Annotated in this window: 23 protein-coding genes and 1 tRNA gene; 5 read left to right on the forward strand and 19 right to left on the reverse strand. The window is 37.9% G+C overall.

Annotated elements, in window-relative coordinates; genetic code table 11:
• Positions 1 to 104 precede the first annotated feature (104 nt).
• A tRNA-Thr gene (locus tag C9914_RS09290) sits at positions 105 to 180 on the forward strand.
• Between the two features lie 272 nt (positions 181 to 452).
• A complete protein-coding gene (locus C9914_RS09300; protein WP_408003195.1) occupies positions 453 to 569 on the forward strand; it encodes an IS3 family transposase in 117 nt (38 codons plus the stop codon).
• A gap of 220 nt (positions 570 to 789) precedes the next feature.
• Here the strand turns inward: C9914_RS09300 and ftsH are convergent, their stop codons facing one another.
• From ftsH to C9914_RS09335, 7 genes are all read right to left on the reverse strand, one after another.
• Positions 790 to 2682, reverse strand: a complete 1893-nt coding sequence (gene ftsH / locus C9914_RS09305; protein WP_106764990.1) for an ATP-dependent zinc metalloprotease FtsH — start codon at positions 2680 to 2682, stop codon at positions 790 to 792.
• 119 nt (positions 2683 to 2801) lie between these two features.
• On the reverse strand, positions 2802 to 3350 hold the full coding sequence (gene hpt / locus C9914_RS09310; protein WP_106764992.1) for a hypoxanthine phosphoribosyltransferase: 549 nt from the start codon (positions 3348 to 3350) through the stop codon (positions 2802 to 2804).
• A gap of 10 nt (positions 3351 to 3360) precedes the next feature.
• Positions 3361 to 4713, reverse strand: coding sequence for a tRNA lysidine(34) synthetase TilS (gene tilS, locus C9914_RS09315; RefSeq protein ID WP_106764994.1), 1353 nt, complete (start codon positions 4711 to 4713; stop codon positions 3361 to 3363).
• Positions 4703 to 6079 (reverse strand): replicative DNA helicase, encoded by a 1377-nt coding sequence (gene dnaB, locus C9914_RS09320; protein ID WP_022264719.1) that lies wholly within the window; start codon positions 6077 to 6079, stop codon positions 4703 to 4705. The genes tilS and dnaB overlap by 11 nt, the downstream gene beginning before the upstream one ends.
• Before the next feature lie 19 nt (positions 6080 to 6098).
• A complete protein-coding gene (gene rplI / locus C9914_RS09325) occupies positions 6099 to 6545 on the reverse strand; it encodes a 50S ribosomal protein L9 (protein WP_106764996.1) in 447 nt (148 codons plus the stop codon).
• 110 nt (positions 6546 to 6655) lie between these two features.
• Positions 6656 to 8665 (reverse strand): DHH family phosphoesterase, encoded by a 2010-nt coding sequence (locus C9914_RS09330; protein ID WP_022264721.1) that lies wholly within the window; start codon positions 8663 to 8665, stop codon positions 6656 to 6658.
• Positions 8666 to 8701: 36 nt separating this feature from the next.
• Positions 8702 to 10528 (reverse strand): ribonuclease J, encoded by a 1827-nt coding sequence (locus C9914_RS09335; protein WP_106765051.1) that lies wholly within the window; start codon positions 10526 to 10528, stop codon positions 8702 to 8704.
• Positions 10529 to 10874: 346 nt separating this feature from the next.
• Between C9914_RS09335 and rnhA the strand changes: the two genes are divergently transcribed.
• The 3 genes from rnhA (at position 10875) to nifU (ending at position 13218) form a co-directional block, all read left to right on the forward strand.
• Complete coding sequence (rnhA, locus tag C9914_RS09340) at positions 10875 to 11315, forward strand: ribonuclease HI (protein WP_022264723.1); 441 nt, start codon at positions 10875 to 10877, stop codon at positions 11313 to 11315.
• A gap of 249 nt (positions 11316 to 11564) precedes the next feature.
• Positions 11565 to 12740: a cysteine desulfurase NifS gene (gene nifS, locus C9914_RS09345; protein ID WP_106764997.1), complete on the forward strand. Its 1176-nt coding sequence runs from the start codon at positions 11565 to 11567 to the stop codon at positions 12738 to 12740.
• Positions 12741 to 12780: 40 nt separating this feature from the next.
• Positions 12781 to 13218 carry a Fe-S cluster assembly scaffold protein NifU gene (gene nifU / locus C9914_RS09350; RefSeq protein WP_106764999.1) on the forward strand — a complete coding sequence of 146 codons (438 nt, stop codon included), beginning with the start codon at positions 12781 to 12783 and terminating at the stop codon, positions 13216 to 13218.
• Positions 13219 to 13290: 72 nt separating this feature from the next.
• Here the strand turns inward: nifU and C9914_RS09355 are convergent, their stop codons facing one another.
• From C9914_RS09355 to atpF, 12 genes are all read right to left on the reverse strand, one after another.
• On the reverse strand, positions 13291 to 13818 hold the full coding sequence (locus C9914_RS09355; RefSeq protein WP_106765000.1) for a hypothetical protein: 528 nt from the start codon (positions 13816 to 13818) through the stop codon (positions 13291 to 13293).
• A 17-nt stretch (positions 13819 to 13835) separates the two neighbouring features.
• Positions 13836 to 15338 (reverse strand): NAD(P)H-hydrate dehydratase, encoded by a 1503-nt coding sequence (locus C9914_RS09360; protein ID WP_106765002.1) that lies wholly within the window; start codon positions 15336 to 15338, stop codon positions 13836 to 13838.
• A gap of 54 nt (positions 15339 to 15392) precedes the next feature.
• The gene (locus C9914_RS09365) at positions 15393 to 15935 is read right to left on the reverse strand and encodes a DUF6106 family protein (protein WP_022264728.1); all 543 of its coding nucleotides are present in this window, start codon (positions 15933 to 15935) and stop codon (positions 15393 to 15395) included.
• Between the two features lie 167 nt (positions 15936 to 16102).
• A complete protein-coding gene (gene gltA, locus C9914_RS09370; RefSeq protein WP_022264729.1) occupies positions 16103 to 17506 on the reverse strand; it encodes an NADPH-dependent glutamate synthase in 1404 nt (467 codons plus the stop codon).
• A gap of 1 nt (position 17507) precedes the next feature.
• Complete coding sequence (locus tag C9914_RS09375) at positions 17508 to 18350, reverse strand: sulfide/dihydroorotate dehydrogenase-like FAD/NAD-binding protein (protein ID WP_022264730.1); 843 nt, start codon at positions 18348 to 18350, stop codon at positions 17508 to 17510.
• Positions 18351 to 18520: 170 nt separating this feature from the next.
• Complete coding sequence (locus C9914_RS09380; RefSeq protein ID WP_106765004.1) at positions 18521 to 19732, reverse strand: iron-containing alcohol dehydrogenase; 1212 nt, start codon at positions 19730 to 19732, stop codon at positions 18521 to 18523.
• 492 nt (positions 19733 to 20224) lie between these two features.
• Positions 20225 to 20494: a hypothetical protein gene (locus tag C9914_RS09385; RefSeq protein WP_106765006.1), complete on the reverse strand. Its 270-nt coding sequence runs from the start codon at positions 20492 to 20494 to the stop codon at positions 20225 to 20227.
• Positions 20494 to 21897: a F0F1 ATP synthase subunit beta gene (gene atpD / locus C9914_RS09390; RefSeq protein ID WP_106765008.1), complete on the reverse strand. Its 1404-nt coding sequence runs from the start codon at positions 21895 to 21897 to the stop codon at positions 20494 to 20496. The genes C9914_RS09385 and atpD overlap by 1 nt, the downstream gene beginning before the upstream one ends.
• A gap of 30 nt (positions 21898 to 21927) precedes the next feature.
• The gene (gene atpG / locus C9914_RS09395) at positions 21928 to 22764 is read right to left on the reverse strand and encodes an ATP synthase F1 subunit gamma (protein WP_022264734.1); all 837 of its coding nucleotides are present in this window, start codon (positions 22762 to 22764) and stop codon (positions 21928 to 21930) included.
• A gap of 15 nt (positions 22765 to 22779) precedes the next feature.
• Positions 22780 to 24294, reverse strand: coding sequence for a F0F1 ATP synthase subunit alpha (atpA, locus tag C9914_RS09400; RefSeq protein WP_022264735.1), 1515 nt, complete (start codon positions 24292 to 24294; stop codon positions 22780 to 22782).
• 17 nt (positions 24295 to 24311) lie between these two features.
• Complete coding sequence (gene atpH, locus C9914_RS09405) at positions 24312 to 24851, reverse strand: ATP synthase F1 subunit delta (RefSeq protein WP_106765009.1); 540 nt, start codon at positions 24849 to 24851, stop codon at positions 24312 to 24314.
• Between the two features lies 1 nt (position 24852).
• The gene (gene atpF, locus C9914_RS09410; RefSeq protein ID WP_022264737.1) at positions 24853 to 25353 is read right to left on the reverse strand and encodes a F0F1 ATP synthase subunit B; all 501 of its coding nucleotides are present in this window, start codon (positions 25351 to 25353) and stop codon (positions 24853 to 24855) included.
• Positions 25354 to 25359 lie beyond the last annotated feature (6 nt).

The raw sequence follows: 25359 nt of genomic DNA on the forward strand, positions 1-25359 counted from the left end.
ATTTGCTATTTTTCTTTTATACAAGCCTATACTATTTCTAATACTAATCAAATACTTGACATTATACCTATCAATCGTGTATAATAGTTTCTATTGAATACTATGCTTGTGTAGCACAGTTGGTAGTGCAGCTCATTCGTAATGAGCAGGTCACAGGTTCGAGTCCTGCCACAAGCTCCATATTTTCCCCCTTGAACACTGCGTTCGAGGGGATTTTTATTTTATTTAGAATTAACGAAATATAGTGATTTGGTATTTATTTGGTGTTTATGGATTAAAAATTTAAAAAAATCCCGCCCCAGAGCTATTAAGCACTGAGAACGGGATTAATCTTTGCTATATGTTATTTCACTCTAATCTTCTGCCCAACATAGATTAAATCTCTGTTCTTGATGTTGTTAAGCGATACAAGCTTGTCTACTCATGTGTATGTCTCAGAATGTTGGCTTCTAATGCATTCATCAACTGTCTCAAGGAATACATTTATTTATTACTACAATAACGAAAGGATTGTTTCTAAATTGAAAATGAGCCCGGTACAATACCGAACTCATTCTCTTGCAAGTTAATATTTATTTGTCTAATATTTGGGGTTCACTTCAAGTTAGGAGCGGCTTCTGTAATCATAATCCAAGTATTGTATGATATAATATAAAAGCTAAAAATCGTCTTTATGGCGACTTTTTAGAGAATTTAAGTTAGAAAAAAACTAACTGCATAATTACTCATAATTTTAAAGGAACTACAAAAAATCGTTTAGTTATTCATCTGAATAGATTTAAATTTTTATTAGACTTCATCAGCGTCTTTATTAAGCTCTGTAAGAAGTTCTTCGGCACTTGCACCTTCCATAACTTTCTTAAATTCATCACCGCTCATCTTTTCGTTGCTAATAAGGAACTTAGTGACTTCGTGAAGTCTACCTATATTATTCTTGAGAATTTCTTCTGTCTTATTATAGCCAGTTGTGATAATATCGCTGACTTCCTTATCAATCTTAGCAGCTGTGGATTCGGAGTAATTTTTGGAATGACCAAGTTCCTTACCCAAGAAAACATTGCTGTCATCTGTTGAATATGCAATAGGTCCAAGCGTATCACTCATACCATATTGTGCAACCATTGCGAAAGCAAGCTTTGTTGCTCTCTCAATATCATTAGACGCACCTGTTGAAATATCTCCGATAATGAGTGCTTCTGCAACTCTTCCACCGAGAAGAACAACTATGTCTTCTTTCATCTCTTTCTTAGAACGGTATGACTTATCCTCGCTTGGCAAGGACATTGTAAATCCGCCTGCCATACCTCTTGGAATAATTGAAATTTGGTGAACTGGGTCTTGAGTTGGGCAGAAATATGTTGCGATTGCGTGTCCTGCCTCATGATATGCTGTCAACTTCTTTTCAGCATCACTCATTACTCGTGATTTCTTTTCTGCACCGACAACAACTTTGATTGTTGCTTCCTCAACTTCAGTCATTGTAATAGCCTTGAGGTCTTTTCTTGCAGCAAGAAGTGCAGCTTCATTAAGGAGGTTTTCAAGGTCTGCACCTGTAAAACCTGCTGTAGATTTTGCAATAGTTTTAAGAACAACATCTGGAGCAAGAGGCTTACCCTTTGCGTGAACCTTGAGTATTTCTTCACGACCCTTTATATCAGGTCTGCCAACAATAACCTGTCTATCAAAACGACCTGGACGCATAAGAGCTGGGTCGAGAATATCAGGACGGTTTGTTGCAGCAATCATAATTACACCTTCATTAGCACCAAAGCCATCCATTTCAACGAGGAGCTGATTAAGTGTCTGCTCACGCTCATCGTGTCCGCCGCCAAGACCAGCACCACGCTGACGACCTACTGCATCAATTTCATCTATAAATATGATACAAGGACTATTTTTCTTAGCCTGCTCAAAGAGGTCACGAACTCTTGATGCACCAACACCAACAAACATTTCAACGAAGTCTGAGCCTGAGATTGAGAAGAACTGAACACCTGCTTCACCTGCAACTGCTCTTGCAAGAAGTGTTTTACCTGTTCCTGGAGGGCCTACGAGCAAAACGCCCTTTGGTATTCTTGCACCAAGCTCATTATACTTTTTAGGGTCTTTGAGAAACTCAACGATTTCAAGGAGTTCTTCCTTCTCCTCGTCAGCACCCGCAACATCAGCAAAGGTTGTCTTACGCTTTTCATCGGAAATGCTCTTAATTTTAGCCTTTCCAAAGCCCATTGTTTTGCCGTCGCCACCCATACCATTAGACAGCTTTCGCATAAAGTATATCCAGAATACTACTAATGCACCAAACAATATAATATTCGGCAACAAATCTATCAACCAAGAATTTTCTGATGCCCTGATATGGTCATACTTCATCGGTTCATCAGGATGCTTCTCGTTATACTGGTCAACATACGGGTTGATTTGGTCAAGAAAAGTTGTAATACTTGCGGCTGTTGCCTTAACAACAGTGCCTTTGTCATCATTGAGCTTAAGCTCAATAGCACCTGTGCCAAAATCTACTGTATATTCCTTAACCTTCATATCCTTAAAGTAATAAACTATCTCGGAAGTAGTAGGTTGTTCTGTTCTCTGTGAACTGAAAATAACTGCAATAATTATTATCAAAACAATCGGAATACCAAGATAAATCAGTAGATTTCTTATGGTTTTTTTATTATCCAAAATTTCTGCCTCCTTATTTTTGCATTGTTATATTAGTTTATCGTAAATTGTGAATAATTTCAAGTGGTAAACCGCTTAAATTAGCCATAAACAGCTATTTATTTTTTTGAAAAGCTGATTTATTCACTTTTTTCATAGATTTCCCTTTTCAAGATACCAACAAAGGGTAGGTTTCTATAATATTCATCATAATCAAGACCATAGCCTACAACAAATTCATCGGGAATTTCACAGCCTTTATAGTTTGGAATTATATCAAAGCTTCTTCTTGCTGGCTTATCCAAAAGTGTGCAAACTGTAACTGATTTCGCATTCTTTTCTTCAAGAAAGTACTCTCTAAGCTTATATAATGTACAACCTGTATCGAGAATATCATCAACTACAACAACATCCTTTCCATCAGCACTTATTGAAATATCCTTCAGAATATTAATTTTACCACTCGAAACTGTCGAACAGCCATAGCTTGATGCCTGCATAAAATCAACTTCACAAGGGACGCTCAACTTTCTGACTATATCTGCAAAAAACATAAAACTGCCTTTAAGAATACAAACCATTAGCAAATTTCCGTCTTGATTTTTCTGACTTATATCTTTTGCAATTCTACTTGTCAGTCTTTCTATATCATCACAGCTAAGCAAAATTTTGGATATATCATTTATCATAGCCTTACCTCTATTCATCTATGTATATCATTAAAACCTTTTGAGTAGTATTTTTAACACAGCACTGCTCAGAAACGCCTATTTCCTCTGCCCATAGAATATTATTTTCATCGGCAAGCAAAATAGCAGAATCACGCTTTTCAGCAGGAATTTTCATCTCAGACATAAGCTTTCTGAGTGGCTTTGTGAGTCCTCTGCCCTTCGGTGCAATGAAGTCACCAGCTTTTCTATTTCTAAAAACTGCTCCATCGGATATTGTAGCATAATCAAGCGAAATGGTAAATAAATTTTTTGTAAATTTTGCTCTTGCAAGAAATTCCTCCATATTTACCAATTCTGTTCGTATATTTTTATTACATATCATCGCTGAACTATTGATAAATACTGGAATTTCTGATTTTCTCTCAGAGTCATTCAAAGAATTTTTATGATAAATTCTGAATATTCCCTGACTTGAGATTGCCATAATACCATTTTTAATTGAAACAGCACCATTATTTTTAATAGCTTTTTCAATAAGTTCTATATGAACACTTTCAGGCTCAATATTTTCCTTGTTGCAGAGAATTTCAATCGTTCTTGCAAGAATAGGCTTATCAAGCTTTTTCAACTTTTCGCAAGAATAACCATTCTCGATTTTGCTTTCTGATAGTGCAGTCTGAGCAGATTTTTCTATAAATTCATCAAGCTCTTTCATACTTTTAGAAAATCTAAGAAATGCTTCCTCTATCGAGGGATTTATCCCTCTTAAAACCGGCACAACATCAAGGCGAACTTTATTTCTTGTATAAAGTCTTTCAGAATTTGTGCTGTCGTTTACATATGGAATATTATGAGATTTACAATATTCCTCTGTATCTGCTCTCGAGGCAAGAATTAGCGGTCTGATTATATTATCACGCTTAGGCGGTATACCTCTTGCACCCTTTATACCACTGCCTCGGCTTATATTCATAAGTATAGTTTCCATACTATCGGTCGAAGTATGAGCAGTTGCGATTTTTGCACCAAGTCTTGTGGCATTTTTATTCAGGAAGTCATACCTAACTTGCCTGCCACATTCCTCGCTTCCGAGATTTCTTTCGGAAGCGAGCTTATTTATATCACATTGTAGGACAAAAAGTTCTACACCAAGCTTTTCGCATAGTTCACGCACGAAATTTTCATCACGAAAGCTTTCATCACCTCTCAAAAGATGATTTATATGACAAGCATAAATCGTGAGAGAAAGGCTTTCTCTTATAGACATCAAAGAGCAGAGCAGTGCTGTTGAATCTGCTCCGCCCGAAAGTGCAACTATTATTTTATCTCCATCTTCAATTAAAGAATATTCTTTGATTGCTTTTAATAATTTATTCTCCACGGCTTAACTCCTGTGCAGTATAACGCATATATTCGCCTTGCCAATGTAATGGCACTGAACGAGCTTCACCATGACGATTCTTTGCGACAATACATTCACCGCTGTTGTTGTCCTTTTCTTCGTCATTGCCACTGCCTATACTATCATAGTAGCCCTCACGATAAAGAAACAAAACAATATCTGCGTCCTGCTCGATAGAACCTGAATCTCTTAAGTCGGAAAGCTGTGGTTTTCGATTTTCACGCTTTTCGCTTGCACGAGAAAGCTGTGAAAGTGCTATTACGGGAACATTAAATTCCTTAGCAAGGGCTTTCAGACTTCTTGTGATTTCACTTATTTCGTTTACACGACTTTCAGTTCTTCTTGAACCAGACATAAGCTGAAGATAATCGACTATTACCAAATCTACATCTTTAAGTCGTCTAAGCTTTGCCTTTAGCTCTGGAACAGATATACCTGGTGTATCATCAAAATACATTTCTGTTTTTCTTAGTACATCGCCAGCCTCGATAAGTCTTGCCCAATCATCATCTTGAAGCTTTCCTGTACGAAGCTTTGTACCCTCTATCATACCTTCTGTTGAGATAAGTCTTGAAGCGAGCTGTTCTCTTGACATTTCGAGTGAGAAAAAAGCCACCCTCTTTTTAACGCTTACGGCAACATGACGCATAATATTTAGTGCAAAACTGGTTTTACCCATACCAGGACGAGCCGCAAGAATTATAAGGTCCGAACGGTTAAGTCCTGTTATAACATTATCAAGCGTACCTATGCCCGTAGGAATAGCTCTCATTTCAGAGCTTTCTGGAGAATTCAGTATATCTATTCTATCAAGAACATCAAGAATAATACTGTCTACTCTCTGCAGACCCGTGCGATTGCTATTGTCATCACGAATATCAAAAATGCTCTGCTCGGCAGAATCTATCAGCGTAGAAACATTATCGCCATATTCAGAAGCATTATTTATGATTTCTCTTGAAGCTAAAATAAGTCTGCGTCTTTGATAGCTATTCTTAACAATTTCAGCATATTCAGTAATATTAGACCTTGACGGCAACATCTCTGAAATCTGATATAGATAGGATTTGAAAGAAGCGTCATCATAGTCTTTTTGCTGTTTGAGCTTTTCAAGAATTGTGATAACATCTATCGGCGTATTCATAACAAAAAGCTCTATCATTGCAGTATATATAGAACGATGTGTTGCAAGATAGAAACACTCTGCCTGTGGAAGTATCTGAATAACTTCCGCCATACATTCTCCGTCCATAATGATAGTTGCAAGAACAGCTTGTTCTGCCTCAGGACTATACGGAAGATTCATACCGTCAACCGAAGATGAAACGGAATCTATATCCGCCATTTATAAAGACCTCCCAAAATTAAAGCTCTGTTACAGACACCTTAAGCTTTGCGACAACTCCGCCGAAAAGCTTAATTTCGCAATTATAGACACCAAAAGCCTTAATATCGCAATCGAGTGAAATTTTTCTCTTGTCGATAGAGAAATTATACTGTTTTTTGATTTCAGCAGCAATTTCCTTGCTTGTTACAGAGCCGAAAAGTCTGCCACCCTGACCAGCCTTTGCTTTAAGCTCAAGAGTTACATCTTTGAGCTTATCAGCAATAGCCTGTGCCTCTTTTGTCTGCTTTTCAATTTTATACTGTTTTGATTGCTCTGCATTTTTGAACTCATTAAGAGCCTGTGCATCGGCAACTCTTGCTAAATTTCTTGGAAACAAAAAGTTTCTTGCGTAGCCGTCACTTACATTAACAAGCTCTCCCTTTTTTCCTGTACCCTTAACATCTTGTAAAAGCATTACTTTCATTACTAATCTAACTTCCTTCCTCATAACAAAAGGCTTAAAGCTATAAACCTTTAAATTTTTATTATAAATCACCAAATAGGTGAGCAAAACCCGTCCTTAAATTATAAGTATTATTGCTGTGGTTCGATAAATGCTGACTCCGCACCTGCAGATTCTGTTTGATTTTGAACCTGTTCACTATTGATAGAACTTACTATTTGAACAAGCTGTTCTCTTGCCTCTTCCATAGTTACACCCTTTAACTGAGTAGCCGCCATTGTCTGATGACCGCCACCACCCATCTTCTCCATAAGAACCTGAACATTTACATCTCCAAGAGAACGGGCGGAAATATTTATGCAGTTCTTTGTTGGAAACATTACAAATGATGCCTTGACATTTTCTATGCCAAGAAGTTCATCTGCCGCTTGTGCCGCAGCTATTCTGATATCAGAGGTTTCCTCATCTGCACAAGCTATTGCATAGAAATTGAATATTTCAGCCTCACTAACAAGCTTATATTTAGTCTTATATGTACTGATTGAGTTAGAGAACAATCTCTTAACCTCAACCGTATCTGCTCCTTTTCCTCTTAAGAATGCTGCCGCCTCGAAAGTTCTTACACCTGTACGCAAAACAAAGTTTTTAGTATCAAGCATAATTCCTGCAAGAAGTGCCTCTGCCTCAAGCCTTGTAAGATTATCACTGCCTAAATATTGGATAAGCTCCGCAACCATTTCAGAAGCCGAAGAAGAATAAGGCTCATGATAGAAAATCATTGCGTTTTCTATATGATTAACCATCATTCTATGGTGGTCTATTACAATAACTCTCTTGCATTTCTTATAAACCTTTGCGAACTCAAGAAAGCTTGGCGAATGTGTATCAACAACAATGAGAAGCGTTCTTTCCGTTATCTCATTAAGTGCGGTATGTTCATCTATAAAAACATCGAGCAAGCCTGATTTTTCTATATTTGAAATAACTGAGCCTGCAAGACTTTGATTCTTGTTTATGGCGATGAATGCGTCCATATCCATACCCTTTTGTATGGTACTCCACAAACCAACAGCCGCTCCCACACTATCTAAATCCGAAAAGCGGTGTCCCATAATGATGACCTTATCGCTTTTTCTTATTTGTTCCTCAAGTGCCGCAGAAATAACTCTTGTTCTTACTTTATCTCTTTTTTCAACACCCTTAGAAGTGCCACCAAAGAACTCGTATCCCTCGCCGTTGTTGACTGCGGCTTGGTCGCCACCTCGTCCGTGTGCCATCTCAAGAGCCTGTCTTGCACGAAGCTCACATTCTCTGAGAGTTTTTCCGCAATGACCTATACCAATAGATATTGTCGCACCAGAAACATCATTTATTCTAATATTTCTTATGGTTTCAAGGATTTTAAACTTCTGCTCAATAAGCGTCTGAATATTTCTTTCCTCTATAACGACAAGGTACATATCATTCTTTTCAAGCTTTTTATAAAAGCCTTTCATACCTGTAGCCCATTCCTGAAGCTTACTTTCTATAAATATAGAAATCTGGTCGCAGACATTTTCGTCACTTGCTCTCTCTATTTCGCTTTTATTATCGAAATCAATAAGAGCTACAACAGGCCTTGAAAGTAAATATTCATCAGAATTTGCTTTATATAAGCTATTATCAACAAAATATATTATTCCGCCGTTTTCAGCAAGAACTCCAAAAGCAACATACCATTTATCGTTATAGCTAACATCTATGCCATTGTGATTAAAATAATCCCTTATATCTTTAGACTCTATAAATTGTGCCGCAGTTTCTCCGATTTTATCCTCATTATTGCACATCTTTTGAGTGAAATTTTTATTGCACATCATAATAACGCCAAAATCATCAACTACAATGGCAGCAACATTTATCAGGTCGAGTGATGACTGATTCATAATCGAAAAAGCACCTGAGGCACTCTTTATAATGCGGCTGACATAATTGCCAAATTTATAGGTGCTAAGAAATACTGTTGCCGCAGATGCTATTGCCGCAAGAAGCTCAATTATAAAAATAGTTGTATTATAATAGTAAGAAACACTTGCCATAACAAACATTACAATCGAAAATATTATAAAGACAGGTGTTGTCACCCATATTTTTTTATTCAAGACAGCCACCCCCCAATCATCTAAAAATACGCACGATTAAATCTCCATAATTACAGGAAGAATCATCGGACTTCTTCTGGTTTTATCATATAAAAGCTTGGAAAGCTCGTCTTTTATCTTTGTTTTCATAACACCCCATTCACGGATATTTTCATTATAGCAATCATCAAGAATATCCTCAACTCTTGCCTTGATGTTATCCATAAGTGGTTCAGCTTCTCTTACATATACAAAACCTCTTGAAACTATATCAGGACCAGAAACAACATGACCGTCCTCAGAATCTATTGTTACTACAACTACAATTAAGCCGTCCTGTCCGAGATGTTTTCTATCACGAAGAACGATACTTCCTACATCACCGACGCCAAGTCCATCAACAAGTACCTGACCAGCAGGAACATCAGGAAGTTGTTTCATATAATCTCTGTTAAGTTCGATTACATTTCCGATATTTCCGATAAAGACATTTTCCTTTGGAATACCCATCTGATAAGCCAATTCTGCGTGTTTTTGCAAGTGCTTTTGCTCACCATGAACTGGAATAAAATATTTAGGCTTTGTAAGTCCCTGAATAATTTTAAGTTCCTCTTGGCAAGCGTGTCCTGAAACATGAACTTCATACATAGATTCATAAACAACATGACAGCCATGTTTAATAAGTTCATTAACGACTGCTCCAACAGTTTTTTCATTACCAGGAATAGGATTAGCTGAAATGATTATAAAGTCACCTGGACCTACTGCAACCTTTCTGTGGTCTGAATACGCCATTCTTGAAAGTGCAGACATAGGCTCGCCCTGACTTCCAGTAGTAATGAGAACTATCTGCTCCTTTGGATATTTATTTAGCATATCAATATCAATGACAACACCATCAGGAATATCAACATAGCCCAGCTCTGTGGCAATAGTCATATAGTTAATCATACTTCTGCCTGAGAAAGCAACTTTTCTGCCATGTCTGGCGGCACACTTAATAATTTGCTCAACACGACCAATATTTGATGCAAAGGTTGCAATTATAATTCTTTCCTTTTCGGCCTCTCTAAAGAACATTTCAAAGGAATTTACAACCTTTTGCTCTGTTACAGTGTATCCGGGACGCTCTGCATTGGTAGAATCCGCCATAAGTGCAAGCACACCCTCATTGCCAAGCTCTCCGAATCTTGCAAGGTCTATCATATCACCTGTTATAGGTGTACAGTCGATTTTGAAGTCGCCTGTATGGATAATTGTTCCACCAGGGGTATGAATTGCAAGACCTACCGCATCAGGAATGGAATGGTTTACATGAATAAATTCTATTGTCATACAACCAAGCTTTATTCTCTGACCAGGCTTTATTACATTCATCTTTGCCTTTGACTGAAGATTATGCTCCTTGAGCTTACTGCCAACAAGTCCAAGTGTAAGACTTGTGCCATACATTGGAATATTAAGCTTTCTTAATAAGTAAGGCAAAGCTCCGATATGGTCTTCGTGTCCATGTGTAAGAACTATACCCTTGATTTTATCTTTGTTTCTCTCTATATAGGTAAAATCAGGTAAAACTAAATCTACACCAAGCATTTCACCATCAGGGAATGCCATACCACAATCAAGCAGGAACATATCTCCATCACACTCGAAAAGTGTGATATTTTTGCCGATTTCGTTAAGTCCGCCAAGAAATGTAATCTTAACGCTTGGGAGCGGTGAATAACCTCTTTTTTGTGCCTTTCCCTGTGGGTTTCTCTTTTTAAAAGCCTTTTGCTTTTGGTCAGCCGACTGAAAACGACCCTTTTGAGTCTGAGCTGACTGTCTATCTTGATTATTAGGGTTAATTCTTCCGAAAAGCTTTGCAGACGAACCCTCTATCATAGCCGCCTTGCTCTGCTGTCTTCTCTCATAAGGAGAAAGTGAACCCTGTCTTTGGGGCATACCTCGACCTATCCCTCTACCCTTTCTTTGAGAGCTACCTCCTTGAAAATCGCCGAGGGATTGGTTCTGCTTATTATATTCTGATGTCACTAAAAATAACCTCCATCTTTATATTTATTTTTCCGAACAAAATCAGTAACTTAATTCTACTCCGCAAATGCAATTCTGTCAAGTTTATAGAATTAACTAAAAGCTACTTATAACTATTAAAAGATACTTTATTCAACGGATAGCTTGCTAATTATAGCTTTATTATATATAATATATCTCGAAAGGATTGATTTATTTGAAGAAAATAGAAATCTTTACAGATGGTGCTTGCAGTGGAAACCCTGGACCAGGTGGTTTTGGTGCAATTCTTAGATATAATGAACATATTAAAGAGATTTCTGGCGGTGAGGCTGAAACCACAAATAATCGTATGGAGCTTCGTGGTGTTATTGAGGCACTCAAGGCTCTTAAAGAGCCTTGTGAAGTAACTGTTACAAGCGATTCAAAGTATGTATGTGATGCTGTAACCAAAGGTTGGGCAAGGTCTTGGAAGGCTCATAACTGGATAAAAAGCGATAAGAAAAAAGCTTTAAATTCTGACCTTTGGGAAGAATTACTAAATCTTCTTGATAAACACAAAGTTAAATTTGTTTGGGTTAAAGGTCACGCAGGACACCCAGAAAATGAACGCTGTGACGAATTGGCTGTTGCAGAGGCGGCTAAGTTCAAGAAATAATCCTAAATTAAAAGTTTCGCTTGAGCCTTAAATTATTAACTGATAACTAATAAATCATATTAGCTAAATATACTATTTTTCAATTAAATTAAGATAGTTAGGCTACACTAAATATTTCCTACTAAAACGATAGAAATTATCAAAATAACTATTGCATTTCCTATTGAATAGGTGTATAATTTTCCATACAATGGCAAAGGATATTAAAAGTCATTGATTTATTATATATATATTTGAGGTGAAACCTATATGAAGAAAATATATGCGGACAACGCCGCAACAACTCATCTTTCTAAAGAGGCTCTTGATGCTATGATGCCTTATCTTACAGATTACTATGGCAACCCATCAAGCCTCTATTCACTCGGTGTAAAATCTCGTCAGGCTGTCGAGAATGCTCGTAATACTGTTGCAGAGTGCCTTAATGCCGACCCTAAAGAAATCTTCTTCCTTTCAGGTGGAAGTGAAGCTGATAACTGGGCTATCAAAGGTGCTGCTCATCTCGGAGCTAAAAAAGGTAAAAAACATATCATAACTTCTAAATTTGAGCATCACGCTGTTCTCCATACTCTTGATTCTCTTAAAAAAGAGGGTTTTGAAGTAACTTACCTTGATGTTCACGAAAATGGCATTGTTCGTCCAGATGAACTTGAAAATGCCATTCGTGAAGATACCGCTCTCGTAACTATTATGTTCGCTAATAATGAAATCGGTACTATTCAGCCTGTAAAAGAAATTGGTGAAATATGCAAAAAGCACAAGGTTATTTTCCATACAGACGCTGTTCAAGCTGTTGGTGCTATTCCTGTTGATGTTAGGGAAATCGGCTGCGATTTGCTCTCTATGTCAGCACATAAGTTCCATGGTCCTAAGGGCGTTGGTGCAATCTTTATGCGTAAAGGTTTAAGGCTTCCTAACCTTATTGATGGTGGTGCTCAGGAAAGTGGCCGTCGTGCTGGCACTGAAAATATTGCTGGCATAGTTGGTATGAGTGTTGCTCTTAAACATTCTTGCGAAATTATGGCAGAAAGAAATGCAAGACTTGAGAAAATGCGTGACAGACTTATTGACGGACTTTTGAAAATCGACCGTTCAAGAATAAATGGTGACAGAGTTCACAGACTTCCTGGAAATGTCAATATGTGTTTCCATGGGCTTGAGGGTGAATCTCTCCTCCTCTCTCTTGACCTAAAGGGTGTTTCAGCATCATCTGGTTCAGCTTGCACATCAGGCTCTCTTGACCCAAGCCATGTTCTTTTAGCAATCGGACTTCCTCATGAAGTCGCTCATGGTTCATTAAGACTTAGCTTCAGCGATGAAAATACTGAAGAAGATATAGATTATCTCTTAGAGGTTATCCCACCAATAGTAACGAGGCTTCGTTCTATGTCACCATTATGGGAAAAGATAATCAAAAATTCATAATTTATTATTTAAGATTTATATATAGAAAGGTTGAATATAAATGGCATACAGTGAAAAGGTTATGGACCACTTTGCAAACCCAAGAAATGTCGGTGAACTTCCTGACGCAAACGGAATTGGTGAAGTCGGAAACTCACGCTGTGGAGATATAATGAAGATGTATATTAAGGTTGAAAACAACATTATTGTTGATGTCAGCTTTAAGACTTTTGGCTGTGGAGCAGCTATTGCAACAAGCTCTATGGCAACAGAGCTTATTAAGGGCAAATCAATAGATGATGCTCTCAAGCTTACAAATAAGGCTGTTATGGAAGCTCTTGATGGTTTACCTCCAGTTAAAGTTCACTGCTCAGTTCTTGCTGAACAGGCTATTAAAGCAGCTCTAAGTGATTATTACCGCAGACAGGGTATTGACCCAGAGCCAATCGTTGGTAAAATTGAGGAACACGATGAACATGGTGAGGATTCCTGCCATTAAGATTCAGTAAATATACAATTATAAAATGGCACAGTTCACTTCAAATAAGCGAACTGTGCCATTTTTATATAATTATATAGCCTTAGTATCTGTAAGGTTAGCTGTAAAATTTATTTCAGGAATTTCTATTTTTTTAATTATTCCAGTTTTGCTATCAGCATAAATTGTAAAATTGCCTGATTTACTTGCGCCTGTAAATATTGCATTATTATCTTCTGATTTCTGATATATTGCACCATTTTCTTCAGAGGCTTTATCAAGAACATTAGTCATAGCCTGTGCAAAACAAGAACTTGGTAAATATGATTTCTCTGTTTCACAGATAAGCTCATTATATGATATTGCGTATGTACCGCCAAGATTTTTAAAAGACATACCCTTTAGGTTTTCGGGGCTTGATATAATAATCGAGGACACACCTTTTTCAGTATGCGAAATATTGCATTTAAGCTTTGTTTCGCCAAGCTCTACATCAGCATTACCCGAAAAGCCTGTAACAAGCTCAGGTATTTTCGGTACTTTTTCTGTGCAAGAACTTATTGAAAATATAAGTACTATTGCCACAGCAATAGTAAATGTTATTTTAAATACTCTACGCAATAACATCACCCTCAGTTTCAGAAGCTAATATCCTCAATCATATCAGTAGGAAGCATTGTTGTTTCTGAAAGCCTTTTCGCTGTCCTATCCCCTGCCAACCCATGTGCATATACTCCGCAAACAGCAGCTCTGAACGGATTAATTCCCTGTGCAGCAAGCGAACCTATCATTCCTGCAAGCACATCGCCACTTCCGCCTCGTGCCATTCCTGCGTTTCCTGTTCTGTTTACAAGCAAAATATTGCCATCAGATATAAGTGTATTTGCACCTTTAAGAACTAAGCTTACATTATGCTCCTTGGCAAAATTCAAAGCAATTTCAGCTCGATTTTGCTGAACCTCGGCAACTGTACAACCAAGAAGTCTTGCCATTTCTCCTGGGTGAGGTGTAAGTATAACCGGGGCTTTGGCTTTCTTTAATAAATGTATATGCGGAACAATTGAATTTATTCCATCTGCATCAAGAATAATTGGCTTTTTACAATTTGTAAGTATTTCACAGACTATCTTTTCGGTATCTTCATTATGCCCCATACCACAGCCAAGAACAACTGCATTAGATTTATTTGCAAGAGAAACAAGCTTATTACAGTCTTCAGCAGATGAAATGCCGTTTTTTTCTGCCAAGGGGGTGAAAACAGCTTCTATAAGCTTTCCTGCAACTATTGGATAAATCGACTTAGGCAAAGCAATATTCACCAAGCCTGCACCACTTCTTTGTGCAGCTTTTCCGCACATAATAGCTGCTCCCGCCATACCATAGCTTCCTACAACAGCAAGCAAGGTTCCAAAAGTACCTTTATTTGATGATATTTTACGCTCAGGTAAGAGTTTTTCTCCGAGAAATTCATCTGTTGTCTGCATAATATATTCAGATAAATTTATCAGTTCATCTGAAATTCCAACACTTGCTACCTCTGTTTTTCCACAATAATCCATTGATGGATATAAAATATGTGCTGGCTTTAATGTTGTAAATGTAACAGTCAGATTTGCCTTGAAACATTCTCCTTTTACTGAACCGTCATCACAGCCTACACCACTTGGAATATCAACTGCCATTACAAAAGCTTTAGAAGTATTGACAAACTTTGCAATCTCTGCGGTATTCTCATCTAAAGCTCCACGAAATCCTATACCATAAACTGCATCAACAATATAGTCTGCATTTTTGATAAGTTCAAAAGCAGTTTCTTTATCTTCTGGAAAATTTACCATAGCTATATCAAGTTTGATAGCTTTTTCTGCATTAAGCTTGGAATCGGTTGTTCTTGGTTCTCCAAGCCTAATTATATCAACCTTACAGCTATATTTTTTTAAAACTCTGCCTATAACATAGCCGTCACCGCCATTATTGCCTTTACCACAAATTATGACAACCTTCTTACTCTCTGCACCATATTTAATTAGTGCCTCTGCGGCGGCTGTACCGGCTTTTTCCATAAGCTTGATATAAGTTGCCCCATTATCAACAGCAGCTTGCTCTAAATCTCTCATCTGTTGTGCGGATAAAACTTTCATAAATCAACATCTCCTTACAAAAAAGCCGTCCAGATATTCGGACGGCTAAATTTATTATTTACCAAAAATCTTGACCTTAAGCTCTCTCTTAAGGAAAGGTTTCATAGTTTCGAGAGTTTTCTCATTTGGAGCAAAGTATAACAGGCAATGCTTCTTTGAATAAATATCATGCAAAGCTGCATAATAAGTATTCTCACTCTCGGTATAGTCAGTGGCATGATATACACAATCCTTAAATTGCTTTTCGTCAAAATCAGCTGGCTTTTCACTTAGTTTTCCAAGCATATCAACGCTTTTGACATCAAATTTTAACATTCTCTTACGCTTTTTCATACCGATAATTTTATCGACAGTCATTTCGCCCTGAACTACGATATATTCATACTCAATACCTTTGTGTGACCAAAGATACCAACCGCCATAACAGCCAAAGCCGATAATAAGCAAAGCTACTGGAATCATCCAATCAAAAAATTGTGAAAGATATACTGTCAGAAGTATAAATATAAACGCAAAGACAAAATACAGTATAAGAAAAGTAAACTTAGCAGGATTTACTCTTTTCTTGACAATCTGTTCACTATAATTATCCATCATAAAAATCAACCTCTTTTTTAACGATTGTTGTCATTATAGCATAATTACCAGCCAATTTCAACCTAAAAAGAAACACTCAAAATTCAAATACTGAATTTTGAGCGTTCCTATATTAAGTCACAAATCTTTGCTAAGATACCTTATAGCAAAGCATTATTCAAAAACAATTAAGCGTTTTTATTTTTGATGTATTCATCAATAGCCTTAGCAGCACTCTTACCTGCACCCATAGCAAGAATAACAGTAGCCGCACCTGTAACTGCGTCACCACCAGCATAAACGCCCTCACGAGTTGTAAGACCATCTTCGCCATCTGTAATGATACAGCCATGCTTGTTTGTATCAAGACCAGGTGTTGTGCTTCTGATAAGTGGGTTAGGACTTGTACCGATAGACATAATCATTGTGTCTATATCAAGAGTAAGCTCGCTACCCTCTTTAACGACAGGACGACGACGACCGCTCTCATCAGGCTCACCAAGCTCCATCTCTACACACTTCATACCGCATACATTGCCGTTTTCATCACCGATAACTTCAACAGGGTTTGTAAGTGTCTTGAAAATGATGCCCTCTTCCTCAGCGTGCTCAACCTCTTCTTTTCTTGCAGGAAGTTCATTCATACTACGGCGATATACTATATAAACATTCTCTGCACCAAGTCTTTTTGCACTTCTTGCTGCGTCCATAGCAACATTACCGCCACCAACAACAGCAACATTCTTAGAATGCTTGATAGGTGTCTTGGAACCTTCCTTATAAGCTTTCATAAGGTTAATTCTTGTAAGGAATTCATTTGCAGAATAAACTCCATTAAGGCTCTCACCTGGAATATTCATAAAGCGTGGAAGTCCTGCACCACTTGCAATATAAACAGCCTCATTGCCCATCTCGAAAAGCTCATCAATAGTAAGAACCTTACCAATGACCATATTTGTTTCTATATCTACACCGATAGCCTTGAGATTATCAATTTCTTTCTGAACGATTTCCTTAGGAAGTCTGAACTGTGGAATACCGTAGCTAAGAACACCACCTGCTACATGGAGTGCTTCATAAACAGTAACCTTATATCCAAGCTTTGCAAGGTCACCTGCAGCTGTAAGTCCACTTGGGCCTGCACCAATGATAGCAACCTTATGGCCGTTCTGCTCTGGAACCTTTGGAGTAGCAGTAGCGTGTTCACGATGATAGTCAGCAACAAATCTTTCAAGACGACCGATACCAACACTCTCACCCTTGATGCCTCTTACACACTTACCTTCGCACTGGTTCTCCTGTGGGCAAACACGACCACAAACAGCTGGCAATGCACTTGAAGCGGAAAGAATCTCAAAAGCACCCTCCATATCTTCATTAGCAACTCTCTCAATAAATGCAGGAATATCAATAGCAACAGGGCAAGCACTTCTGCAAGGCTTCTTAGGGCAATTAAGACAACGCTTTGCCTCTTCTACTGCCATTTCATATGTATAGCCGAGAGCAACCTCTTCAAAGTTATTTCTTCTTACTTCTGGGTCCTGAACAGGCATAGGACATTTGTTAGGACTCATATTTCTCTTGACTGCCATATTATTTGACCTCCTTTTTGAATAAGTTGCATGAAGCCTCACGCTGGTGTGCCTCGAACTCTTTATACATCGTGCCACGCTTCATAGCCTCATCAAAGTCTACAAGATGACCGTCAAAGTCTGGACCATCAACACAAGCAAACTTTGTTTCTCCACCAACAGTTAAACGGCAGCCACCACACATACCTGTTCCATCAACCATAATTGGGTTCATACTTACAACTGTTTTTATATCATATTTCTTAGTAAGCTGGCAAACGAATTTCATCATTATTAATGGACCAATAGCGATAACCTCATCATACTGGTTACCCTCTTTGATAAGCTCCTCAAGAGCGTTTGTTACAAGTCCCTTTGTGCCATAGCTTCCGTCATCTGTCATCATGCAAAGCTTATCACTATTTTGCTTGAATTCGTCCTCAAGAATAACAAGGTCTTTATTACGGAAACCTACTATGCTGTGAACCTCACAGCCAAGATGATGAAGCTTCTTAGCAATAGGAAAAGCAATCGCACAGCCTACACCACCGCCTACAACAGCAACCTTTTTAAGTCCATCAGTATGGCTTGGAATTCCAAGAGGGCCTACGAAATCGTGGATATAATCTCCAGCCTCAAGAGTATCAAGCTCCATAGTAGACGCACCAACAATCTGATAAATAATTGTAATAGTGCCTGCTTCTCTATCATAATCAGCAATAGTAAGAGGAACACGCTCGCTGTCTTCCTTTGTACGGAAGATGATAAACTGACCAGGTTCAGCCTTTTTTGCGATAAGCGGAGCAGAAACGACCATTTTTGCAACAGTCGGATTTAAGTGCTGCTTTTCGACTATTTTAAACATTTTATTTCATCCTTTCAAATAATTAAAGTAACTTTTACATTATACAACAAAATAATCTGCTTGTCAAAAGAATGTTGAGAACCTATAATAAGTCACCGCATAGCAATGCGTACAAGGCGAAAATACCCTGTACGCATATAAAAATAAAATTTTCAGCTTAATATAGATTATTAGAAATCTATATCCTTATCATAATATACTGCAACAAGGAGCTTTTCCATTTCTTCCTGTGTAGGAATTCTTGGGTTAGAACCTGTGCAAGCATCTGCGATAGCATTTTTTGCTGTTTCTGGAAGCTTATCCATAAATTCTTTTTCATCAATAATGCTTTCATCAGCCTTAACACCACCAGGACCATAATTCTTGATAGCCTGTGGAATATTAAGCTGGTCATTCATTGAACGAAGTTCTGCGATAAGTGCATCGACAAGTTCTTCTGTTGTTTCACCCTTGAGGTCGATAAATCTTGCGATTTCTGCATAACGTTCAGCAGCTTCTTCATTCTTTGAGTTATATTTAATAACCTTAGGAAGATACATAGCGTTTGCACAACCATGAATGATATGACCACCTGAGAAAGCTGCACCTGTCTTATGAGCCATAGAGTGAACTATACCGAGAAGTGCATTAGAGAAAGCCATACCTGCAAGACATTGTGCGTTGTGCATAGTATCTCTTGCTATCATATCGCCATCATAAGACTTTTTGAGGTTATTATGAATAAGCTTAATTGCATGAAGTGCAAGAGGGTCTGTATAATCGCAATGCAAGGTTGAAACATAAGCCTCGATTGCGTGTGTCATAGCGTCCATACCTGTATGAGCTGTAAGCTTCTGAGGCATTGTTTCTGCAAGTGCAGGGTCAACAATCGCAACATCAGGTGTGATATTGAAATCAGCAAGCGGATACTTAATACCCTTTTCATAGTCTGTAATAACACTAAAAGCAGTAACCTCTGTTGCTGTGCCTGAAGTAGATGGAATAGCACAGAATTTAGCCTTTGTACGAAGTGTTGGGAAACTAAATGGTGTAATCAAATTCTCAAAGCTTGTGTCTGGATATTCATAAAATACCCACATAGCTTTTGCTGCATCAATAGGAGAACCGCCGCCCATTGCAACAATCCAATCAGGCTTAAATTCTGCCATAGCCTTTGCACCACGCATAACTGTATCAACACTTGGGTCTGGCTCAACATTTTCAAAAAGCTGAACCTCCATACCTGCTTCTTTAAGGTAATCAACTGCTTTATCAAGGAAACCGTTACGCTTCATAGAGCCACCACCGACAACAACGATAGCTCTCTTTCCTGTTAATGATTTAAGTTCTTCGAGAGAACCCTTTCCATGATATAAATCTCTTGGTAAAGTAAATCGTGCCATTGTAAGTATACCTCCATTATTTAAGTATTTATTATAAAATATTTTAAATTGCCAATAAGTTGTAATTAACTAATAAAAGTATGTAACAAAGTTCAAACTTATTCAGCAATTCTTCTAATTGGAATTATAACGCATAATATACTTCAATGTCAATATTTTTCATAAAATTTCAATAAAAATATTTCACCTTTTATTTTCAAATCTATAACACCTATGAGATTTCTATAATTAATCTTGTAAGAGAAATATCTAATATATTTGCTAATAAAATAATATATTTAAAAAAACTGAAAGACTTGATCAGCCATACTCCTTATAGAAAGTTTTTCTATATCTAAGAGCCTTTACAAGCAAAAGTGATTGTAAAGACAGCTTTTTATCGAGCGTCTTAATAATAACAGTATTTTAATTTATAAACTAAACCCCAGCAATAGAACTTAAAAATAGCTCTGTTACTGGGGTTTCCATATAAAATATTAATTATTTATAAAATCATACATCTTGAGAATAACTTGCTGTTGATGCAAGAACCTGAACCATATCCTTAGATACTGTTAAAACTCCTCCACTACAAGTTATTCTCTTAATCTCGATATCGCTTAGATATATCTTAATTTCTCCGTCCTCTAAAGCGGTAACAAAAGGTATATGCCCTGCCATAATCGCAAGGTCACCCATTACACCTCGTACTGAAAGACGAACTGCATCTCCATCAAAAATATTTCCTGCAGGAGTCGTTATACGAAGATGATATTTTTTCATCACTCGCTCCCCTTCTTAGCTTTCTCAATAGCCTCGTCTATTGTTCCGACAAAAAGGAACGCCGATTCTGGCAAATCATCATGCTTGCCGTCAATAATTTCTGCAAAGCCTCTGATTGTTTCTTTAAGTGGAACATATTTTCCGGGCAAGCCTGTAAACTGTTCTGCAACTGAGAATGACTGTGAAAGGAAACGCTGTACCTTTCTTGCTCTTGATACAGTCAGCTTATCTTCTTCGCTAAGCTCATCAATACCCATAATTGCGATAATATCCTGAAGCTCATTATATCTTTGAAGTATCTGTTGAACCGCTCTCGCAACTCTGTAATGCTCCTTGCCAACAACATCAGGTGTAAGTATACGACTTGTTGACTCAAGCGGGTCAACCGCTGGGTAAATACCCTGAGAAGCAATATTTCTGCTCAAAACCGTAGTTGCATCAAGGTGTGCAAATGTCGTTGCAGGTGCAGGGTCCGTAAGGTCATCGGCAGGAACATAAACAGCCTGAACTGATGTAATAGAACCGTGGTTTGTAGAAGTAATTCTCTCTTGCAAAGCACCCATTTCTGTTGCAAGTGTTGGCTGATAACCAACAGCTGATGGCATTCTTCCCAAAAGTGCGGAAACCTCACTACCTGCTTGAGTAAATCTAAATATATTATCTATAAATAAAAGAACATCTTGTCCCTCTTTATCACGAAAATATTCTGCCATTGTCAAGCCTGAAAGTCCTACTCTCATTCTTGCTCCAGGTGGTTCGTTCATTTGACCATAAACAAGTGCTGTCTTATTTATAACGCCAGATTCTTTCATCTCGTTATAAAGGTCGTTACCTTCACGGGTTCTCTCACCTACACCCGTAAAAACTGATATACCGCCATGCTCTTTTGCAATATTGTTGATAAGCTCCATAATGAGAACTGTCTTACCAACACCAGCACCACCAAATAAGCCTATCTTTCCACCCTTTGCGTATGGGCAGATAAGGTCAACAACCTTTATACCTGTTTCGAGAATTTCTGTTGTTGAGGATTGTTCCTCATAGCTTGGCGGGTCACGATGAATATCCCAATGCTCACAATCCTTAGGAGCTGGAAGTTCATCAATAGGTTCACCAAGAACATTAAATATTCTTCCGAGAGTTTCTTTTCCAACTGGAACATTTATCGCTCTGCCAGTATCAACAGCGTCCATACCTCTGACAAGTCCATCGGTACTGCTCATAGCTATACAACGAGCGTCATTGTTTCCTATATGCTGAAAAACCTCAACAACTACCTTCTTATCTCCATTTTGAATATCAAGTGCATTAAGGATTTTAGGAAGCTTTCCCTCATCAAAGCGAACATCAACAACAGGTCCTATAACCTGTATTATTTTTCCGATATTTTTTTCATTTGCCAAGTAAATTTACCTCGCTCTCCGTATGTTGCATTATGCCTCTGCACCCGCAACAATTTCGGTAATTTCCTGAGTAATTGTGCTTTGTCTTGCACGATTGTATTCTATACTCAGCTTGTCCATCATGTCTTCTGCATTTTTCGTTGCACTATCCATAGCGTTTCTTCTCGCTGAAAGCTCACTTGTGAAGCTTTCTCTTGTAGACGCATAGACCATACCCGAAATATAGCTTGGAATAATTGAATTAAGAACCGTAATACTATCTGGTTCAAACATAATATATCCATCAGCTTTTTTATCTTCTGATTGCGGAATAGGCAAAAGCTGTGTTTTCTGTGGAACCTGAGCCAGCATTGAAACATACTTCGTAGAAATAAGCTCAACCTTATCAAATTCTCCATTTTTAAAGCGTTCTGTAATATCTCTGCCAAGCTCTGCACAATCTGAAAGAGTAAGCTTTTCTGTGCTGATATACTTATCCGAAAGGATTTCATATTTATGAGCAATCATATGCTCAACAGTACGCTTTCCTATCGGCAAGATACAGACAGATTTTCCTTCAGCTACTGCATCAGTCTTTTTATAGATATTGCCATTATAACCACCTGCAAGTCCCCTATCACCTGCTATTACAATAAGACAGGTTTTTTTGACCTCACGAGGTTTGATAAATTCTGAGTTTTTTGTTTCATTAGAGATGAGGTTAGAAACTGTTGCCATAAGTGCATCAAGATAGCAGCGGCTCTGTTCCATAGCTTCTGTTGCACTCTTCATCTTAGATGAGGCAACAAGCTGCATAGCCTTAGTAAGATGCATAGTTGAATCTATGCTTTTTATACGGGTTTTTATTGCTTTAATATTAGCACCCAAAGCTTTTCAACCTCCTTAGCTATGCAAGCCGACAAATCTTTCAGTAAAGCTTCTGACAGCCTCATCAAGCTCTTTTTGGTCGCTTTCCTCATAATATCCATCAGCAAAGCGTTTCATAAGCTTTCTATGCTCTAAGGTCATATGAGAATAAAGCTCTTTTTCATATTCCCTGATATTTTCAAGCTCTATGTCTTTCATAAGGTTATGAACAGCCGCATATATAATCGCTACCTGACAGCCAACAGCAACCGGTGTGTTTTTATCCTGTTTCAGAATTTCAACAATTCTTTCGCCCTGTGCAAGTCTTGCCTTGGTATCTGCATCAAGGTCTGAACCAAACTGCGAGAAGTTCTGAAGTTCACGATACTGTGAATAAAGAAGCTTTAGTGTACCTGCGACCTTTTTCATAGCCTTAACCTGAGCATTACCTCCAACACGAGAAACAGATATACCAGGGTTTACTGCTGGCATAATGCCTGCATGGAAAAGCTCACTCTCAAGGAAAATCTGTCCGTCAGTGATAGATATAACATTAGTTGGAATATATGCAGAAACATCTCCGGCCTGAGTTTCGATAATCGGAAGTGCAGTTATACTGCCTCCGCCATATTCATCAGAAACTCTTGCAGCTCTTTCAAGCAATCTTGAATGAAGATAGAAAACATCACCTGGATATGCCTCTCGACCTGGTGGTCTTCTGATAAGCAATGATAATGCACGATATGCAACAGCGTGTTTAGATAAATCGTCATATACGATAAGAACATCTTTACCCTGTGCCATAAAATATTCTGCAATAGCACAGCCTGTATATGGTGAAATATACTGCAAAGGTGCTGTTTCTGACGCTGATGCAGATACGATTACTGTATAATCTAATGCTCCTGCTGTACGGAGTGTTTCTGTGATTTGTGCAACAGTAGAATTTTTCTGACCGATTGCAACATAAACACAAAGAACACCTGTTGATTTTTGATTTATGATTGCATCTACTGCAATAGAAGTTTTTCCTGTCTGTCTATCGCCGATGATAAGCTCACGCTGACCTCTGCCAATAGGAATCATACTATCAATAGCCTTAATACCTGTCTGGAGCGGAACTTTAACGCTTTTACGCTTGATTATTCCAGGTGCTTCGGATTCTATCGGACGAGTTTCATTGCAGAAAATAGCTCCCTTGCCGTCAATAGGTTCTCCCAAAGCATTAACAACTCTGCCAAGCATTGCTTCGCCAACAGGAACATTTACAACCTTGCGTGTTCGTCTGACAATATCTCCCTCTTTAATCTCTGAGGTATTAGAAAGAAGTGCAATAGAAACTGAATTTTCCTCAAGGTTCTGTGCAATTCCAAATTCTCCGCCCTCAAATTCAAGAAGTTCATTAGACATACAGTTCTCAAGTCCGTATGCCTTTGCGATGCCGTCACCTACCATAACAACAGTTCCAACTTCTGCTTGGTCTATTTTATCTTTATAATGCTTAATCTGCGATTTAATTATACCGCTGATTTCCTCAGGGTGTAGATTCATAGTCCACCTCTCCCGTTTTATAATGTTGCCTTTTGCAGATTAGAACGGATTGTGTCGATTTTATGCTTTATACTTCCCTCAAGAAGCTTGCCATCTATTCTTACACTTATTCCGCCAATAAGCTTTGGCTCAACAGTGCAGTCAAGCTCGACATTTTTTCCGCTGTATACCTGCAATTTTTTGATGAGTGCGGACTTCTGCCCATCAGTAAGGGCAACCGCACTCTTTACATATGCGATAGTGATTTTATGCTCTTTATAGTATAGCTTTTCAAATGCCTTTATACATTCAGGAATCTGAGCAGCATATCCTCTCTCGGTAATAAGCTTCATAAAGGAACAAATATATTCCTCTGCCCTATTCTCAAATACTTCATCAATTACCTGTAATCTTTCGCTTAATGGAATATTCAAGGAACAAAGAAGATGAATAAATTCTGGATTTTCTTCAAGAAGTTTATTTATCTCTCTGAGCTGTTCAAGATAGAGCTTATCTTTATTTTCCTCAAGAGCAAGCTCAAAAATCGCTCTGCCATATTCAGTGGAAACATCGTACATATCAGTCACCTATATTCTCTATAAAGTCATTGATAAGCTCAGTATGGTCTTTTTCGTCAATCTCTCGACCAACAACATGTTCTGCAATATCAATGGATATTTCGGATATTTCGTTCTTAATTTCGTTAATAGCTTTCTTTCTCTCGCTGGCAATCTCTGCATTAGCCTTTTTGACAGCTAAATCAGCTTTATTATGAGCCTCTTGCAAAATTTCATTACTTGATTGCTCTGCCATTTCTCTTGCATTACGAAGAATATTTGTAGCCTCTTCTTTAGAATGAGAAAGCTTTTCTTCATATGCTTGCTTATTAGCCTGAGCCTGTTCGTTTGCCTCGTTTGCTTTATCATAGATATTATCAACTTTAGCCTGACGCTCTGCGAACATCTTTTTAACAGGCTTAAAGAGCAACTTTTTCAAAATAAGGAAAAGTATAAGCAAGTTAAGCAGTGAAATGATTATATGCCAGATGTTTATAGAAATAACATCAAGAGTTTGTATCAAATTTAA

The organism is Pseudoruminococcus massiliensis (genome assembly GCF_900291955.1).
GTDB classification, from domain to species: Bacteria; Bacillota; Clostridia; order Oscillospirales; family Acutalibacteraceae; genus Pseudoruminococcus; species Pseudoruminococcus massiliensis.

Bases quoted from the DNA above. Each gene is read 5' to 3' on its own strand.
- C9914_RS09300 (WP_408003195.1), top strand. From the start codon at position 453: ATGCATTCATCAACTGTCTCAAGGAATACATTTATTTATTACTACAAT.
- hpt (WP_106764992.1), bottom strand. From the start codon at position 3,350: ATGATAAATGATATATCCAAAATTTTGCTTAGCTGTGATGATATAGAA.
- dnaB (WP_022264719.1), bottom strand. From the start codon at position 6,079: ATGGCGGATATAGATTCCGTTTCATCTTCGGTTGACGGTATGAATCTT.
- rplI (WP_106764996.1), bottom strand. From the start codon at position 6,545: ATGAAAGTAATGCTTTTACAAGATGTTAAGGGTACAGGAAAAAAGGGA.
- C9914_RS09335 (WP_106765051.1), bottom strand. From the start codon at position 10,528: ATGATAGAGGGTTCGTCTGCAAAGCTTTTCGGAAGAATTAACCCTAAT.
- nifS (WP_106764997.1), top strand. From the start codon at position 11,565: ATGAAGAAAATATATGCGGACAACGCCGCAACAACTCATCTTTCTAAA.
- nifU (WP_106764999.1), top strand. From the start codon at position 12,781: ATGGCATACAGTGAAAAGGTTATGGACCACTTTGCAAACCCAAGAAAT.
- C9914_RS09360 (WP_106765002.1), bottom strand. From the start codon at position 15,338: ATGAAAGTTTTATCCGCACAACAGATGAGAGATTTAGAGCAAGCTGCT.
- C9914_RS09365 (WP_022264728.1), bottom strand. From the start codon at position 15,935: ATGATGGATAATTATAGTGAACAGATTGTCAAGAAAAGAGTAAATCCT.
- gltA (WP_022264729.1), bottom strand. From the start codon at position 17,506: ATGGCAGTCAAGAGAAATATGAGTCCTAACAAATGTCCTATGCCTGTT.
- C9914_RS09375 (WP_022264730.1), bottom strand. From the start codon at position 18,350: ATGTTTAAAATAGTCGAAAAGCAGCACTTAAATCCGACTGTTGCAAAA.
- C9914_RS09380 (WP_106765004.1), bottom strand. From the start codon at position 19,732: ATGGCACGATTTACTTTACCAAGAGATTTATATCATGGAAAGGGTTCT.
- C9914_RS09385 (WP_106765006.1), bottom strand. From the start codon at position 20,494: ATGAAAAAATATCATCTTCGTATAACGACTCCTGCAGGAAATATTTTT.
- atpA (WP_022264735.1), bottom strand. From the start codon at position 24,294: ATGAATCTACACCCTGAGGAAATCAGCGGTATAATTAAATCGCAGATT.
- atpH (WP_106765009.1), bottom strand. From the start codon at position 24,851: ATGTACGATGTTTCCACTGAATATGGCAGAGCGATTTTTGAGCTTGCT.